The organism is bacterium SCSIO 12827 (genome assembly GCA_024397995.1).
GTDB lineage: Bacteria > Pseudomonadota > Alphaproteobacteria > Rhodospirillales > Casp-alpha2 > UBA1479.
In genome coordinates this window covers 3,602,288-3,617,708 of sequence record CP073746.1, presented here as the reverse complement: position 1 = coordinate 3,617,708, position 15,421 = coordinate 3,602,288, and the positions used below count along the sequence as shown (strand labels likewise).

The following is a 15,421-nucleotide window of genomic DNA, read 5'->3' as shown; positions in this document are numbered from 1 at the left end:
GCGGATGCGCCGGGGAATGGGACGGGGATCCCTTGGAACACATCGCCGCATCGGACATTCTGCGCCGCCTGGAATTCGACAATCCCTGGTGGGCTTTTCGCTCGGGCACGCGGGTGCGCTTCCGCCACCCGCCGCAGCGGGGGTTTGCCCGTGATTTCGCGGCCCGCGCTCTCGATGCCGCGCTCGACGTGCCGCTGATCGCCGCCGGCCCGCCGGGGGCGGGCAAAACCATCGTTCTGCGCCAGGCCCTGGCCGCCGTGGTTCGTGCCGGTGTGTCGCCCATGCGCATCGCCTATCTGTCCTTGGGCGCGCCGGTGTTTTCCGGTGAAGACCTGGCGGCGCTCGCCGACCGGGTGCTCGATCGGTTCGCCTACAGCCGCGATGAAAAAGTGTTCCTGTTCCTGGACGATCTGGATTACGTCGCCGACGGGGTCGGGCAGTTGGCAGCCCTGCAATCGCGCCTGCCCAATGCGCGGCTGATCGCCGGCCTGTCTTCGGGCGCCCCCCGGCTGACCCCCGGGCGGGCCGACATTGACAGCGACGGCGGGACCGGCGCCGTCGAGGTCCGCATCCTGCCGCCGCTTAGCTTCGCCGAATTCATGGGGTTCAGGCGCACGGACGCGGGGGGCGTGCTGCCCGAGGCGGGATCGTCGCTGCCGCTCGACGCGGGCCGGATTGCGGCCCTCAAAGACGAATTCGCGCGGTATGTCTCCTTTGGCGGGTTCCCGTCCGGCATCGCCGCCAAGCGCGAGGACGAGGCCCCCCCGGCTCTGGTCCGGGACGCCCTGCTGCATGATGTCCTGCATCGCGATCTCGCCGCCTTCGCCGGCGTGATCGAGCCGCGCGAACTGGGCCGCCTGTTTGCGGTCCTGGCCCGCAATACGGGCGGTGAGGCGGCCATCGAAGACCTGGCCAAGGCCACGGGCGTGGCCAAAAACACCTTGCGCAAATACCTCGATTTCCTGGAGGGCGCGTTCCTGATCCGCCGGGTGCCGCGCCTCAACCGCGACGGACGGCCGTTCCAGCGCCAAGTCCTGTTCAAGGTCTATCTGACCTCGCCGACTCTCTACACCGCCCTGTTCGGCCCCGTCGCCCCCGACGCGCCGGAATACGCGCGGCTGGTGGAAACGGCGGTCGTTTCGCAATGCTTCGCCACGGGCCTGGCCGACCGTCTGGCCTATGCCAGTTGGAAGGGCGGCATGGTCGATCTTGTCCTGCTCGACAAGCCGGAGGGCCGCCCGGAACAGCTGTTTCAGTTCGATTGGTCGGGCGCGGTCGCGGCCTCCGACAACGGGCCGGACACCATGGTCAATTTCGCCGTCCGTACCAATCCGGACGCGCGCATGACCCTGTTGACGCAAAACCGGGGCGGGCCGGCGCGGCGCGGCGGCCTTGACCTGACCCTGGTGCCGGCGGCGCTCTATGCTTATTGGCTGGGCACGCGGAAGGGCTAGTCAGCGGCCGGCGGCGGCCTCGGCCAGCAGCCAGTCGCGGAATGCCTTGACCGGAATTTCGTCGCGGCGCGCCTTGCGGGACACGAAATAGCATCCTTCCCCGCGCAGCAGGTCGCGTCGGAACGGGGCGGCCAGTCGCCCGGACTCCAATGCGTCGCGCACCTGGGCCTCGCGGGTGATGGCGATGCCCATGCCGGCCTCGGCGGCGTCCAATGCCATGGTCGTCAGATCGAACGTCTGACCCTGATCCGGATCGACGGCCGATGCCGGCACCCCCGCCGCCGCCAGCCAGCGCGCCCAGTCGCCTCGCCGGTGGTAGGTGTGCAGCAGCGTGTGGCCGCTTAGGTCGTGGGGGGCCGCCAGGGGCCGGTCGCCTTCCAGCAGGCGCGGATGGCAGACGGGAAACACGTCTTCCTTGAACAGAAGGTCCGCGATCATGCCGGGCCAGGCGCCGCCGCCGAACTGGATCGCCGCGTAGACGTCGTCGCGCTCGAAATCGATGGGCCGCGCACTGGTCGCGATATGCACGGAAATGCCGGGATGCAGGGCCTGGAACCGGCCCAGGCGCGGCACCAGCCAGCGAATGGCGAAGGTCGGGGTGACATGGATGTGCAGTTCCGTCGACGCCTGGTTGCGTGACAAGGCGCGGCAGGCCAGGTTGATCTGGCCGAAGGCGTCGCCCAACTGCTGGGCCAGGCGCTCGCCCTCGAAGGTCAGGCGCCGTGCCCCGCCCTCGACCTGAAACAGGCGGATGCCGAGCCAGTCCTCCAGGTTCTTGACCTGATGGCCGACCGCCGAGGGCGTCACGCACAACTCGTCCGCCGCCCGCGCCAGGGTGCCGAGACGGGCCGTGACCTCGAAGGCGCGCAGCGCGTTGAGGGGCGGAATGGGATGCGCCATGAGCGGAGATTTCCTCAAACACTTCGATAGATTTGATCGTTTGCCGCGTTTTTGCGGCGGCGTACAATAGCGCCAAGGACCCGGAATGCAAACGGGCCAGAAAACGACGTAGAAAAACTAGGGATGCATCCACCATGAACATGACCGTTGAACGGCTCGGGGGAAGTTTCGCCGCCCGGGTTTCCGGGATCGACGCCGGAAATCTCACCAACGCCCAGGCCGCCGATCTGCATCAGGCCTATCTCGACCACAAGGTGCTGGTCATCGAGGGTCAGGACATGTCCGTCGCCCAGTTCGACGCCTTCGGCCAGCTGTTCGGCGAAACCGTCGAACATCCGGTGAAGAACTTTCTGCACCCGGATTTTCCCAAGGTCATGGTGCTGTCCAATTCGACCCGCCTGGGCAAGCCGCTGGGCGTCAAGGACGCGGGATCGTTCTGGCATTCGGACCGCTCCTACATGGAGCGCGCGGCCGACGCGACGATCCTGTTCTCCATCGAAATCCCCGACGAAGGCGGCGACACCTTTTTTGGTGACATGGAGGCGATCTATGACGCCCTGCCGGAAAAGACCAAGGTTCGGATCGACGGGCGGCAATACGTGTCGCAGTACCGCTGGTCAACCAACCGGGGCGATCCGGAATCGCGCTGGAACTTCCTGACGCCGGAAGAAATGGAAAAGACCCCGCCGGTCGTCCGCCCCCTGGTACGCACCCATCCGGAAACGGGGCGCAAAGGCCTGTTCGTGTTCCGGGGGGCGTCGGCGGGCGTGCGCGGTATCGTCGGCATGGATGCCATCGAAAGCGCGGACCTTTTGGACGAACTGTTCGACCACCTGTCGAAGCCCGAATTTCACTTCCAGTTCAAATGGCGGGACCCCGGCACCATCGTGTTGTGGGACAACCGTTGCGTCATGCACCGGGCGACGACCAAGAACCTGCCGCCGGACAAGGTGCGCACCCTGCACCGCATTTCGACCTTGGGCGGTGTGCCCGCCTGATCCCCTTTCGGACCGGAGACGAAGAACATGAGCGGCAAGATCGCCCTGATGGTGGAATTCGGCGTTAAGGCCGCGCGGCGGGATGATTTCCTCGCCCTCATGCGCACCCACGCCAAGATGACCCTGGATTCGGAGCCGGGTTGCGAGCAGTTCGACGTGCTTGACCCCACGGAAGCCAGTGACAGTGTCTTTCTGTACGAGCTTTACACAAATAAGGCGGCGGTCGACGCGCATATGAATTCGGCGCTGCTGGCCTCCACGCGCGGCAGCTACGACGACATGATCACGTCGAAACGCGTGGTGTGGTGCAAGGTGACGTAAGACCACCGACCAACGCAAAACGATACGCCCCGGCCAAAGATGGCCGGGGCGTCTTTTTATGCGGTGTCCGTCGCGGGCAGAGAACGCGTGGGCGTTATCCGCCGTTGCGCTTCAAGGTCATCAGGCGCAGCGCGTTCAGCTTGATGAAGCCCTGGGCGTCGCGCTGGTCGTAGACCTGGTCTTCCTCGAAGGTGACCAGGGCCTCGTCGTAGAGACTGTTGGGCGACTTGCGGCCGGTGACCATGACGTTGCCCTTGTAGAGCTTCAGGCGCACCGTGCCGGTCACGCGCTCCGCCGCCTTGTCTATGGCGGCCTGCAGCATTTCGCGTTCGGGCGCGAACCAGAATCCGTTGTAGATCAGCTCCGCATAGCGCGGCATCAGCTCGTCGCGCTGGTGCATGGCGCCGCGATCCAGCGTGATGCTTTCCATGGCGCGGCGCGCGGCGAACAGCACTGTGCCGCCCGGGGTCTCGTAGACGCCGCGCGACTTCATGCCGACGAAGCGGTTTTCCACGATGTCCAGGATACCGATGCCGTTGGCCCCGCCCAATTCGTTCAGCTTGGTCAGCAGGGTCGCCGGCGACATCTTCTCGCCGTTCACGGCGACGGCGTCGCCGCGGTCAAAGTCGATGGTGATTTCCGTGACCTTGTCCGGCGCGTCCCAGGGGGCGACGACGCGGGTGTAGATGCTGTCGTCGGCCTCGACCCAGGGGTCTTCCAACACCTTGCCTTCGGACGAGATGTGCAAAAGGTTGGCGTCCTGGGAATAGGGGGCTTCGCCGCGCTTGTCCTTGGGGATGGGGATCTGGTGCTTTTCCGCGTATTCGATCAGCCGCGTGCGCGAGGTCAGGTCCCATTCGCGCCAGGGGGCGATCACGCGGATGCCGGGGTTAAGGGCGTAATAGCCCAATTCGAACCGCACCTGGTCGTTGCCCTTGCCGGTGGCGCCGTGGGACACGGCGTCGGCACCCGTTTCGGCGGCGATCTCGATCTGCCGCTTGGCGATCAGCGGCCGCGCGATGGAAGTGCCCAGCAGGTAGGTGCCTTCGTACAGAGCCGCCCCCCGGAACATGGGGAACACGTAGTCGCGCACGAATTCCTCGCGCAGGTCCTCGACGAAGATCTGCTTAATGCCCAGCATCTCTGCCTTCTTGCGCGCGGGCTCAAGCTCGCCGCCCTGGCCCAGGTCGGCGGTGAAGGTCACGACCTCGGCCCCGTAGGCGTCCTGCAGCCAGCGCAGAATGACCGAGGTATCCAGGCCGCCCGAATAGGCGAGCACGACTTTTTTCACGTCTTTGGTCATGGCGGGTTCCCTGATGCGGCGCGGGCGGCAAGCGGCCCGGCGGAAAGACGGCGCAGTATAGGGATTTCGCCTGCCGCCGCAATACGCCGCCCGGCAAAAATCAACGACCGGCGGGATTAGAAATTATACAGCACGTTGGCTGAAAACACGTTGGCATAGGCAGTATCGGACAGGATGTAGAGCTCCCATTCACCGCGCAGGGCCATGCGGTCGGAAAACCGGTAGTCCGCGCCCAGGCCGAGCACAACGCCTGTCCCCGTTTCCTCCTGGCGGCCGCTCCCGCTGGACGGGTCCCGATCTTCCCACCACAGGCTGACGCCGGCACGGGCGAACGGCTTGATGGCCGCGTTCAGGGGCAGCGACATCAGCGCGCTCGCGGTCAAGGCGTGGAACTGACTTTCCACCGAAGCGCCGCTGGCAAAGTCTTCGTCGAACGCGCCGACCTTGCCGATCGATGCTTCGATTGCCAGGACGTCGTTGGGCCGGTAGCCGCCGAAAATCTTCCAGGCGAAGGGCTTTTCGTCGATCGTCGTGTTGGGGGTGTCGCTTTCGTAATCGAGCATGCCCATGCCCAGGCCGATGCCGGCGTAGAACCGCTGCGGCCGGACGGAGGTCTGGTCTTCGACGGGTACGGATTGCTTTTGGCTGGCATAACGGGCGGCGGGATCGCTGTCTCCGCCCGGGGGGGCGGCTGCTTGGCCACGGGGCGGGGGCGCCCAGGTGGGCGTCGGTTGCGGCGCTGCGCGGTAGCCGGGATGGGACGGATTGGTTTGGGCGGCGGGGGGTGCCGAGTAGGCGGCGGGGATCGGTGCCTGATAGACCGGCGTCGCCGGATAGGCCGGGGGCGCGGGCGGGTTGACGGCGCTGGCCGGTGCCGGTGCGGGGGGAATGGGGCGCAGGTTCGGGTTGCCGCCCTCGCGCATCAGCCAATCGTTGACGGACAGGCCGCCGGCCTGGGCGAGTTCCTGTGGCGCCAGTTCTTCCGAGTTCAGGGGTTGCCGGGCCAATTCGACCGGCTGCGCCAGGGCTTCGGCCGGGCCGCCGTCGAACAGCATTTCGCCGCCACCGGCGGCGGCGACCTCGAAGGGTTGCATCGGCCGTGGCGTCTTGCGCCTGGCCGGCAGGGCCTGGGCATGTGGTGCCGGATGGGCGGATGCGGGGGCCACGGTGATGGTGGTATGCGGCGCCGGCAGCAGGATCCGGGGATGCGCCGGGGCAGGTGGTTGGGACGGCGCGGCGGCGGCAAGGTCGATGACGATGCGCGCCCCCTGGCCGCCCTTGGGCAGCAGGGTGAACTGGCGACGGATGTCGGCGGGGTGGCGCGTCTTGATGATCAGGCGGCTGCCGCGGGCGTCACGTTCGATCTCGATGGCTCGGATGATGCCTTGGGCCTCGGGCTTGTCGGCCGCTTCGGACAGGGCCGCGCCGGTCACCGTGACGACAATCTCGTCCTTGCCGGGAAAGGCGAATTTGTAGGGAACAGGCGCACGGGTTTCCAGCACCAGGCGGGTGAAATCCTTGTGCAGACCGGTACGCACCTCAAGGCCCGGTGCCGGTTCCGCCGCATGGGCGGGCAGCGCGACAAGCCCCCAAACAAGGCCCGCGGTGAATAGGGTGCGGATCAGGCGCAACACGGTCATGGATCCCCAGTTCGATCATCCCCGATAAGCGCCTGAGTCTATGGCGCAACCGGTTAAGACAGTCTGAATGGGGCAGGGGCTTTAAGGGCGGAGGGGGATGCCGCGCCGATCATAAAAGTAATGTTTCAGCAGCAACGGAACCACGGCGCCGATATAGCTGCCCATCACCACGTCGGACACAAAATGGACGCTGGCCAGAAAGCGGCTGGCGGCGACGGCGGCGGCGAAGGTGAACAGCACCGGCCACAGGCGAGGAAAGATCAGGAACAGGGATACGGCCAACGACCACACCATCTGGGAATGACCGGATGGGTAGGAGTTCATGCCGAAATCCGTGTTGAAGGGGAGGAAGCCGGTGAGCCCGTTTTCCAGCAGTTCACGGGGCCGCATGCGCCCGATCACGAATTTGAGCAGGTTGACCAGCACCCCCGCAGAGGCGATGGAAAAAATCACGAACAGGGCGGCATGCATGGCACAGCGCAGGCGCTCGCCCCCCTGGGCCACGCGGCGGCGCAGGACCCAGCAGGCGGCGGCGGTCACGGCGGCGGCGGCGAAATAGATTTCCGGTTTGCCCAAGGCCCCTACCGTATGGCCGAAAAACCGCCGCTGATCGGCATCGAAGGCGTCACGGAAGAACCGTGCGGCGGCTTCGTCGACGAAGGCCATGCACAGGGCCGAGACGGCGGCGGCGGCGAGGAACCCGCCGATGATCAGGCCCCAGTTCAGGGGTTTCGCGGCCGTGTTCGTCATTTGGCCGGGGCCTTCCGCACGAAGACATGCAGGGTCACGGGCTTACCCTTGGAATAATTGATGCCGGATACCTGGGCGGCTTCGCGTATATCGGCCCCCCGGTCACCGATCGCCCGGGTGAAGGCGGGCATTTCCCGGCCCTCGATGATGGCGGCGGCCTGTGGTTCGTTCAACAGATGTTGCGCCGCCCCGCCGCCCGAGGTCAAAACCGTTCCTGTTCCGGAAAGAAATACCAAGGAGGGCTCGGAAAATCCGGCAACGGCGGTTACGGGTGGCGGGCCGTCCTTGAATTCCCCGGCCACGGCCTGTGCCGCCCGTTCGGCGACCCACATGGGGCTGAAGTTCGATACCATCAGCCAGACCACCATGGCGGTCAGGATGCCCCCGGAAATCAGGGAATTCTCCAGGGCCTCGGTGATGACGTGGTGTTTCATGGCCGCCGCCGTGGTGGCCAGAAGGTAAAGTGCGAACAGGATGAAGAACCAGGTATGCCAGTTTGAATCGAACCCGAAATGAAGTGGCAGATAGGCCGCCCCGCCGCCCAGGATCAGGCCGACCAGGGCCCAGAGCCCGCCGGTCAGCCACAGGACGCGTTTGTCGTACCAGGGGGTGGCACCCTCAAGGATGGCGATGGCCGACCGCGCGCAGACCAGGGCCAGGGCCGGGTAAAGCGGCAATACGTAATGGGGTAATTTGGTCGGGATGATTTCCATCAGGATCCAGGCCGGGATCAGCCAGGCGAGACAGAAGCGCAGCGCCGGATCGGCCCGTTCCCGCCAGGCGCGGTAAACCGCCGGCCAGGCCAGGAACACCCCCGGCCAGAAGAACAGCAGCATGGTCAGGACATAATATCCCGGCGGTGCACCATGGGATTCCTGCCCGCCCAGCAGCTTGGGGATCAGGTCCGTGGTGATCGCCGTCATGACGAACCCGTCGCCGCCGTCATCGCCGCCGCCGACCATGAGGAACCAGGGCAGGGCGAGGGCCAGCATCAGCGGCAGACCCCACAGCCAGCCGAGGCCCTTGATCCATTTGCCGTCGCGGTCGGCGATGGTCAGGGCGACCAGGGTCAGGACCGCGATCAGGGGGGCGATCGGCCCCTTGATGAGAATGCCGGCGGCCATGGCGAGCCAGAACAGCAGCGACCAGCCGAACCCGGCCGCGCCGGTTTTACCCCGCGCCGCCAGGTAATGACGGGCCAGCGGCAGCATCAGCGCCAGGACGCAGGCCAGAAGCACCGCGTCGGTCTTGGCCTGATGGGCTTCCAGAATCAGCAGGGTCGAGGCCGCCAGCATGGCCGCCGCCGCAAAGGCCGCGCGCCGGTCGAACAACAGGGTGCCGATGGCGAAGGTCAGCAGCACCGCCGCCCAGGCACCGATCACGGACGGCACGCGGTAAGCCCAGATCTCCCGGGCCGCCACGTCGGACAGCAGGGTGACGCTGGCCGCCTGCAGCCAATGGATGCCGGCAGGCTTCTTGTGGCGGGGTTGGTCCTGAAAACGGATGTCGACGAAATCCTGGGTTTCCAGCATCTGCGCGGTCGCCTGGGCGAAGCGGGCTTCGTCCCGGTCCAAGGGCGGCAGGCTGGCGATGCCCGGCAGGAACAGGATGCAGCAGAACAGGGTCAGCAGCGCATAGGGCTTCCACCCCAAGGTCGGGCCGACCAACAGGCGGCGGCCAAGGCGCGGGGCCTTCCTGGCGGACGCACTCATGCGGGGGGCGCCGATACGGGCTTGTCGCCGACGAACCACACGTCCATGCGGTCCCAATAGAAGGCGATATGGTCCTTGATGGCGGCGCAGGCCGGGATCGGGTCCGGATAGGCCCAGGCCAGGTCGGGCACCTCGGTGTCGCCCAGGCGGAAGGTCCAATAGCGGGCCACGCCCTTTTTGGGGCAGGTGGTCTGCTTGGGAGTGGGGATCAGGAACTCGCCCATGCGCACGTCCTCGGGCGGAAAGTAGAACATTGGCGGATAGTCGCCTTCGCGCAGGATCTTGGTGTTGGTGCTGTCGGCGATGACGATGCCGCAAACGGCGGTGCGCACGCGCTCGGGGAAATCGGCGATGGTGATCCCGCCGGCGGCCATCGCCGGATCAGGCATTGCCCGCCGCGTCGCGCGGAGCGGGCTCGGCGCCCTCGGGAACCAGGGCTTCGACCCGGGCCGTCATGCGTTTCAGGCGTTCGCGCTCGCTCGCCGATTTCAACTGTCCGCAGGCGGCCATGATGTCGCGGCCGCGGGGCTGGCGGATCGGCGAGGAAAAGCCGCCGTCGTTGAGGATGTTGACGAACTTGTCCATGGCCTCGGGCGTCGAGCATTCATAGGGGGCCCCCGGCCAGGCGTTGAAGGGGATCAGGTTGAATTTGACCGGGATGCCCTTGGCCAGGCGCAGCAGTTCCCGGGCGTCGGCCTCGGAATCGTTCACACCCTTCAGCATCACGTATTCGAAGGTGATGCGCCGGGCGTTGTTGGCGCCCGGATATTCGCGGCAGGCGCGGATCAGATCCTTCAACGGATACTTCTTGTTGATGGGCACCAAAACGTCGCGCAATTCATCCGTCACGGCATGCAGCGAGACCGCCAGGTTGACGCCCAATTCCGCGCCGCATTTTTCCATCATCGGCACCACGCCCGAGGTCGACAGCGTGATCCGCCGCTTGGACAGTGCGATGCCCTCGCCGTCCATGATGATCTTCAGCGCTTTCGATACGTTATCGTAATTGAACAGGGGCTCGCCCATGCCCATCATCACGATGTTGGAGATCATCCGCCCGCCGTCCATGGGCGTCGGCCATTCACCGTAACTGTCGCGGGCGACCATGAACTGGCCGACGATTTCCGCAGACGTCAGGTTGCGCACCAGTTTCTGCGTGCCTGTGTGGCAGAACGTGCAGGTCAGGGTACAGCCGACCTGGGACGAGATGCAGATCGCGCCCCGGTCATCCTCGGGGATGTAGACGGTTTCCGCCTCGTTACCGTCCTCGAACTTGACCAGCCATTTGCGGGTGCGGTCGTTCGAGGTCTGTTCGCGGCTGACGACGGGCTTCCGCACTTCGAAGATTTCAGCCAGCTTTTCCCGCAACGGTTTGGCCAGGGTCGTCATCTGGGCGAAGTCGGTCGCCCCCTGATGATAGATCCAGTGCCACAACTGCTTGGTACGGAACGGTTTTTCGCCCACGGCGGCAACCGTCGCCGCCAGTTCCTCACGGGACAGGCCGACCAGATTGGTCTTCTCAGGGGCAGCATCAATCGTCATGGGCCCTCATATAGCGCGTCCGGCCCCGCTTCCCAACGTGAAAACGCGAAGGGGGTCAGTAGCCGCAGGCCTTGCCGATGGCCTTCCAGGCGGCGGTGAAGCCGGTTAGGGAATAGGTATCGGTGGTCAGGGTGCCGCGCGACGACGTACCCTTCACGACCATGTCCGCACCCCGGATCATGGCGTCGACCAGGGCCGCGTCCTTGCCTTCTTCGGCGAAGGCATGTCCGCCCGAGGTGAACAGCTTGTACGTCTTGTCGCCGATGGTCACCGTGGCGTCCGAGCCTTCCTTATAGGTATAGCCCGTGGTCACGGAAACGACGCCCTTCTCCTTGTCCTTGGGCCGGTGGGTGACCAGCATGACCACGCGGCCGCGCGCGGAATACTTGCCCTCCATCTTCTTGGGCTCGGACCCCATGTAGCAGATCTTGGCCCCGGCCTCGTTGGCCGTATAGGCCTCCCAGTCGTCGAACAGGCCGATCAGTTCCGGCGCGGCCTGGGCGGCGGCGGGGGTCAGGATGGCCAGGGCGGCGAGGGTGGCGGCGATGCATTTGATCATTGCTCATAGATAGCCGGGACGGCGGCGGGCCTCAAGCCCGGGCGGTGGGATAACTTTCCGGCCCCCTTGCCAGGGCCCCCGTTCGGTGGCATGGGAAGGCATGACAAAATCCATTCATTCGCCGAACCCCGCGATCATCGAGGTCACGCGCGGCACCCTGGTCGAAAGCCGCCACCGCGTACATGCGGTGGTCGCCGACGCGGCCGGCACCGTTGTTCATGCCTGGGGCGACGGGGAATTGGAAATCTTTCCCCGGTCGGCCATCAAGCCGCTGCAGACCCTGGCCCTGATCGAAACCGGGGCGGCGGATCATTGGCGGCTGACCGATGAGCGCATTGCGCTGGCCACGGCGTCCCATTCCGCCTCGGCCGCCCATATCATGGCGGTGGAGGCCTGGTTGGCCGACATCGGCCGGGGCGAGGACGATCTGGAATGCGGCGCCCATATGCCGACGGACGAGACAGCGGCCCATCGCCTGATCAAGCAGGGGGCGGCCCCGACGCGGCTGCACAACAATTGTTCGGGCAAGCACACGGGCTTTCTCGCGACGGCCCTGCACATGGGCGAGGATATTCATGGCTACACGGGTGCGGACCATCCGGTGCAACAGCGCCTTTACCAGGCGCTCATGGACATGGGCGGGGCGGCACTGTCCGGTACCGGGCGCGGCGTCGACGGCTGCGGCATTCCCGTCTACGGCATGCCGCTTGCGGCTCTTGCCCGCGCCATGGCGAAAATGGCCGACCCGGCAAAGGCGGGCCTGGGCACGGTACGCAGCGCGGCCGCCCAGCGCATCGTCCAGTCCATGGCCAAGCACAACTTCATGGTTTCCGGGCGGGGGCGCCTGGATCATGCCGCCATGACGGCGGGCATCGGTGTTGCCAAGCGCACGGGCGCACCCGTGTTCGCGACCAAGACCGGCGCCGAGGCCGTGCACGCGGCGATCCTGCCGGGCCTGGGATTGGGCGTGGCGGTCAAGGCCGAGGACGGCACCAAGCGCGCATCCGACAGCATGATGGCGAACGTGCTGAATTTCCTGGGCGCCTTCGACGACGGCGCCCGCGCCGACATGGCGCCGTTCCTGGAGATGACCGTGGTCAATGCGGCGGGTGTGCCCGTCGGCGCCGTGCGGCCGCAGGCGGGCTGGGACCGGCCCTAGTCGTTATAGACTTCCGGCGGCGTATCCTCGAAGGCCTTCATGCGGGCCTGCTCCTTGCGCGAGAAGCGCCCGCCGAACTGAGGGGCGGGCAGCTCCTCGATCGGGCCGCCCTCAGCCACGGGGCGCGGGGCGAAGCGGCCCTGGCTGGTCAGCCGGTCGTACATGACGATGGCCCCGGCGATGCCGACGTTGACGCAGAACGACATGGGAATCTGAATGATGTGGTCGCAGCGTTCGATCATCGCGGGGCTCAGCTCGCCCCTCTCCGGCCCCAGGACATAGGCCGCCTGCTGCGGGTGGCGGAAGCTCGGCAGTTCGATCGAATTTTCCAGAAGTTCGACCCCGACCAGTTTGCAGCCGTCGGGCAGCATCACCTGATCCGCCGTGGGAAAGCTGTAGAACGGCACATGGCCGCCGCTTTTCGAGGTGTCGGATTTTTGCCCGATGGTGCGCTCGTACGTCGCGTCGATGGTGAACACGAAGGACGCGCCGAAGGCATGGGCCGTGCGGAACAGATTGCCCACGTTCATGGTCTTGGAAATGCCCTCGACCCCGATCCCGAAATATCCGCGCATGGTTTGACTTCATCCCCTGAAAGCGGGCCCGGGGCGTCTTGCCCTTTGGCCCTTGGTATGGTCAGGTTGCGCAACCTTGGCCAATTCCGGCCCGAAATCAAGTTTTGACCAACCTAATTTCAAGGAGACCCCGATGCGCGCGGTTGTCTGCACCACCTTCGACGGCATTGACGCCCTGACCTGCGTCGACGATGCCCCCACCCCGCCGATGACCGAGAACGGCGTGCGCATCCGGGTGCAGGCGGCGGGCATCAATTTCGCCGACACCCTGATGTGCAAGGGCGAATATCAGGTCAAGCCGCCGTTCCCGTTCTCGCCGGGGCTGGAGGTCGCGGGCGAGGTTCTGGAAGTCGCCCCCGGCGTCACCCGCGTCTCCCCCGGCGACCGGGTCATGGCGACGGTGCATTACGGCGGATACGCGTCCGAAGCGGTCACCCACGAAGCCACGGTCTTTGCTATTCCCGACAATCTGGATTTCGTCTCCGCCGCCGCCTTTCCCATCGTCTACGGCACGTCCCACGTCGGCCTGGTCGAAAAGCTGAAGGTTCAGCCGGGCGAGGTGTTGCTGGTCCATGGCGCCGCCGGCGGGGTCGGCCTGACGGCGGTCGAAATCGGCAAGAAGCTGGGGGCGACGGTGATCGCCACGGCGGGCGGGCCGGACAAGCTGGCCGTGGCCAAGGAATATGGCGCCGACCATCTGATCGACTACCGCAAGGAAGACATCCGCGAGCGGGTCAAACAGCTGACCGACGGGCGCGGGGCCGATTGCGTTTATGATCCGGTCGGCGGTACGGCGTTTGACGCGTCGCTGCGCTGCACGGTGCAGGGCGGGCGCATTCTGGTCGTCGGATTTGCGTCGGGCACGGTTCCGCAGATCCCGGCCAACATTCTTCTGGTCAAAAACCTTTCGGTTATTGGTTTCTACTGGGGGGCCCACCGCACTCTTGATCCGGATTTGATCCAGCGCTCGTTCGATGAACTTCTGGGCTGGATGGCGGCGGGTGACCTGCGCCCCCACGTCAGTCATGTGTTCGACCTGGCCGATGCCAAGGATGGCATGAACATGCTGTTGTCGCGCAAGTCGACGGGCAAGGTGGTGCTGACCACGGGGGCCGCGCCGGGAACCCTTAACTAGCGGCGGGCAGGATCAGGCGGAAGGTCGCACCGGCGCCCAGTTGAGAGGACAGGTCGATCGACCCGCCGGCCTTCTCGACGATCCGCCGGCATTCCGACAGGCCCACGCCGTCGCCGGGCACCAGGGATTGCTTGCCGGCGCGCACGAATCGGTTGAACACGCGGGGCTGATCGGCCTGGGCGATTCCGACGCCGTTGTCCTTGATGTAGATAATCACGGCATCACCCTGGCGCAGGGCGGAGATATCGATCGTCAGGGGCCGTTCCAGCGACCTGTATTTAAGGGCATTGTCCAACAGGTTCTGGAACACGCGGGTCAATTGCAACGGGCTGACGGCGACGGGCGGAAGATCGCCGATGGTGATCTCGGCGGCGATGGCGTCGATCATCGGGCGCAGGCTGTCCTGGGCTTCGCGCAGGCATTGGCCGGGGTCGGCAACATCAACCGGCGGGCCTTGCTGTACCGACCGGGCGTCGTCGAGAAGGTCGCCGATGAACCGGTTCATGCGCAGGGCCGCCTTATGGGCGGAGGCAAGAAATTCCGCCCTCTGCTGGGTGTCCATGGCTGCGGACGGCAGGGCGGCGGCCTCAAGATTCCCGATCACGGCATTGAGCGGCGATTTCAGGTCGTGGGCGACGGCGCCGGAAAACCGCTCAAGCTCCTCATAGGCTGCCCGCATCTGATATTCGGCGTAGCTGTAGGCCGTCCACAACAGGCCGAGGCTCCAACCGATCACCATCGCCATGCCGATGAAGGCGATGGCGACATCAAGGGCAACGATCTGTGGATTCGGTCCCACGGGGCCATCGAACAGCGGGCGGATGAAGATGCGCAGGGCCTGAACGACGGCGAATACGGCGAACATCGTGCCGAGAATCCGGCAGCCGCGGATCAGGCCCGGATCGCGTTCCAGCCAAAGGTCCCGGGTGGTCAGCGCGCAGACGATGGCGAACACGACGGAGTTCGAAACCAGCACGCCGGGGACGTCGTTCTTGACGATGAGGAAGTAATAAATGGCGGCACAGGAGAAGGCCAGCGCCGTCGCTTCCAGAACGTAGCGCGGGTGGCGTCCCTGCAGGCGCCGCATGGCGCGGGCCGCAGACAGGGTGGTGACGACGAAACACAGCAGGCCGAAACTGGCGGGGCGATAATCCTGTATCGCGGCGCCGGTGCTGATGGCGAGCGCGCCGATCCCGCCGATCGTCATGGACAGGGCCATTTCCTTCAGGCCGCCGATCTTCAGCCGGGCCAACCAGAACGTGACCAGAATCGTCGCCATGATGAACTGCACCACGGCCAGCGAGATCAGGATGGAACTCATGTTGAACATCATGACCAGCCGAACTGGGTTGGCGGCCGGAGGCTATGCGGGC

At 65.8% G+C, this 15,421-nt stretch carries 15 protein-coding genes; 5 read left to right on the top strand and 10 right to left on the bottom strand.

Annotated elements, in window-relative coordinates:
* The first annotated feature begins 32 nt into the window (after window positions 1-32).
* Window positions 33-1,454 carry an ATP-binding protein gene (locus KFF05_16955; protein ID UTW51562.1) on the top strand — a complete coding sequence of 474 codons (1,422 nt, stop codon included), beginning with the start codon at window positions 33-35 and terminating at the stop codon, window positions 1,452-1,454.
* On the opposite strand, the gene gcvA is transcribed toward KFF05_16955, so the two are convergent.
* Complete coding sequence (gene gcvA, locus KFF05_16950) at window positions 1,455-2,354, bottom strand: transcriptional regulator GcvA (protein UTW51561.1); 900 nt, start codon at window positions 2,352-2,354, stop codon at window positions 1,455-1,457.
* 134 nt (window positions 2,355-2,488) lie between these two features.
* Between gcvA and KFF05_16945 the strand changes: the two genes are divergently transcribed.
* Both KFF05_16945 and KFF05_16940 read left to right on the top strand, forming a co-directional pair.
* Entirely contained in the window at window positions 2,489-3,352 is an 864-nt protein-coding gene (locus KFF05_16945) for a TauD/TfdA family dioxygenase (protein ID UTW51560.1), read from the top strand.
* Window positions 3,353-3,379: 27 nt separating this feature from the next.
* On the top strand, window positions 3,380-3,673 hold the full coding sequence (locus KFF05_16940; GenBank protein UTW51559.1) for an antibiotic biosynthesis monooxygenase: 294 nt from the start codon (window positions 3,380-3,382) through the stop codon (window positions 3,671-3,673).
* 94 nt (window positions 3,674-3,767) lie between these two features.
* Here the strand turns inward: KFF05_16940 and KFF05_16935 are convergent, their stop codons facing one another.
* The 7 genes from KFF05_16935 to KFF05_16905 all read right to left on the bottom strand — a co-directional run bounded on the left by KFF05_16935 (window position 3,768) and on the right by KFF05_16905 (window position 11,179).
* Window positions 3,768-4,976 (bottom strand): argininosuccinate synthase, encoded by a 1,209-nt coding sequence (locus KFF05_16935; protein UTW51558.1) that lies wholly within the window; start codon window positions 4,974-4,976, stop codon window positions 3,768-3,770.
* Between the two features lie 116 nt (window positions 4,977-5,092).
* Window positions 5,093-6,616: an outer membrane beta-barrel protein gene (locus KFF05_16930; GenBank protein UTW51557.1), complete on the bottom strand. Its 1,524-nt coding sequence runs from the start codon at window positions 6,614-6,616 to the stop codon at window positions 5,093-5,095.
* Window positions 6,617-6,697: 81 nt separating this feature from the next.
* Window positions 6,698-7,366: a phosphatase PAP2 family protein gene (locus KFF05_16925; protein ID UTW51556.1), complete on the bottom strand. Its 669-nt coding sequence runs from the start codon at window positions 7,364-7,366 to the stop codon at window positions 6,698-6,700.
* Window positions 7,363-9,078, bottom strand: coding sequence for a glycosyltransferase family 39 protein (locus KFF05_16920; protein UTW51555.1), 1,716 nt, complete (start codon window positions 9,076-9,078; stop codon window positions 7,363-7,365). The genes KFF05_16925 and KFF05_16920 overlap by 4 nt, the downstream gene beginning before the upstream one ends.
* The gene (locus tag KFF05_16915) at window positions 9,075-9,452 is read right to left on the bottom strand and encodes a DUF427 domain-containing protein (protein UTW53769.1); all 378 of its coding nucleotides are present in this window, start codon (window positions 9,450-9,452) and stop codon (window positions 9,075-9,077) included. Before KFF05_16915 ends, KFF05_16920 begins: the two co-directional genes overlap by 4 nt.
* Window positions 9,453-9,459: 7 nt before the next feature.
* Window positions 9,460-10,620: a 23S rRNA (adenine(2503)-C(2))-methyltransferase RlmN gene (gene rlmN, locus KFF05_16910; GenBank protein UTW51554.1), complete on the bottom strand. Its 1,161-nt coding sequence runs from the start codon at window positions 10,618-10,620 to the stop codon at window positions 9,460-9,462.
* A gap of 55 nt (window positions 10,621-10,675) precedes the next feature.
* A complete protein-coding gene (locus tag KFF05_16905) occupies window positions 10,676-11,179 on the bottom strand; it encodes a hypothetical protein (protein ID UTW51553.1) in 504 nt (167 codons plus the stop codon).
* Window positions 11,180-11,279: 100 nt separating this feature from the next.
* Between KFF05_16905 and KFF05_16900 the strand changes: the two genes are divergently transcribed.
* Window positions 11,280-12,338 carry an asparaginase gene (locus KFF05_16900; GenBank protein ID UTW51552.1) on the top strand — a complete coding sequence of 353 codons (1,059 nt, stop codon included), beginning with the start codon at window positions 11,280-11,282 and terminating at the stop codon, window positions 12,336-12,338.
* Here the strand turns inward: KFF05_16900 and KFF05_16895 are convergent.
* On the bottom strand, window positions 12,335-12,913 hold the full coding sequence (locus tag KFF05_16895; protein ID UTW51551.1) for an RNA methyltransferase: 579 nt from the start codon (window positions 12,911-12,913) through the stop codon (window positions 12,335-12,337). The genes KFF05_16900 and KFF05_16895 overlap by 4 nt on opposite strands.
* Before the next feature lie 133 nt (window positions 12,914-13,046).
* On the opposite strand from KFF05_16895, the gene KFF05_16890 reads away from it, so the two are divergent.
* Window positions 13,047-14,048, top strand: a complete 1,002-nt coding sequence (locus tag KFF05_16890) for an NADPH:quinone oxidoreductase family protein (GenBank protein ID UTW51550.1) — start codon at window positions 13,047-13,049, stop codon at window positions 14,046-14,048.
* Here KFF05_16890 and KFF05_16885 read toward each other — a convergent pair.
* The gene (locus KFF05_16885) at window positions 14,041-15,369 is read right to left on the bottom strand and encodes a HAMP domain-containing histidine kinase (protein ID UTW51549.1); all 1,329 of its coding nucleotides are present in this window, start codon (window positions 15,367-15,369) and stop codon (window positions 14,041-14,043) included. The two genes, KFF05_16890 and KFF05_16885, sit on opposite strands and share 8 nt — an antisense overlap.
* Window positions 15,370-15,421: the final 52 nt, after the last annotated feature.

Coding starts and splice junctions, on each gene's coding strand:
- gcvA (UTW51561.1), bottom strand. CDS start 2,354: ATGGCGCATCCCATTCCGCCCCTCAACGCGCTGCGCGCCTTCGAGGTC.
- KFF05_16945 (UTW51560.1), top strand. CDS start 2,489: ATGAACATGACCGTTGAACGGCTCGGGGGAAGTTTCGCCGCCCGGGTT.
- KFF05_16940 (UTW51559.1), top strand. CDS start 3,380: ATGAGCGGCAAGATCGCCCTGATGGTGGAATTCGGCGTTAAGGCCGCG.
- KFF05_16935 (UTW51558.1), bottom strand. CDS start 4,976: ATGACCAAAGACGTGAAAAAAGTCGTGCTCGCCTATTCGGGCGGCCTG.
- KFF05_16930 (UTW51557.1), bottom strand. CDS start 6,616: ATGACCGTGTTGCGCCTGATCCGCACCCTATTCACCGCGGGCCTTGTT.
- KFF05_16925 (UTW51556.1), bottom strand. CDS start 7,366: ATGACGAACACGGCCGCGAAACCCCTGAACTGGGGCCTGATCATCGGC.
- KFF05_16920 (UTW51555.1), bottom strand. CDS start 9,078: ATGAGTGCGTCCGCCAGGAAGGCCCCGCGCCTTGGCCGCCGCCTGTTG.
- KFF05_16915 (UTW53769.1), bottom strand. CDS start 9,452: ATGGCCGCCGGCGGGATCACCATCGCCGATTTCCCCGAGCGCGTGCGC.
- rlmN (UTW51554.1), bottom strand. CDS start 10,620: ATGACGATTGATGCTGCCCCTGAGAAGACCAATCTGGTCGGCCTGTCC.
- KFF05_16905 (UTW51553.1), bottom strand. CDS start 11,179: ATGATCAAATGCATCGCCGCCACCCTCGCCGCCCTGGCCATCCTGACC.
- KFF05_16900 (UTW51552.1), top strand. CDS start 11,280: ATGACAAAATCCATTCATTCGCCGAACCCCGCGATCATCGAGGTCACG.
- KFF05_16895 (UTW51551.1), bottom strand. CDS start 12,913: ATGCGCGGATATTTCGGGATCGGGGTCGAGGGCATTTCCAAGACCATG.
- KFF05_16890 (UTW51550.1), top strand. CDS start 13,047: ATGCGCGCGGTTGTCTGCACCACCTTCGACGGCATTGACGCCCTGACC.
- KFF05_16885 (UTW51549.1), bottom strand. CDS start 15,369: ATGAGTTCCATCCTGATCTCGCTGGCCGTGGTGCAGTTCATCATGGCG.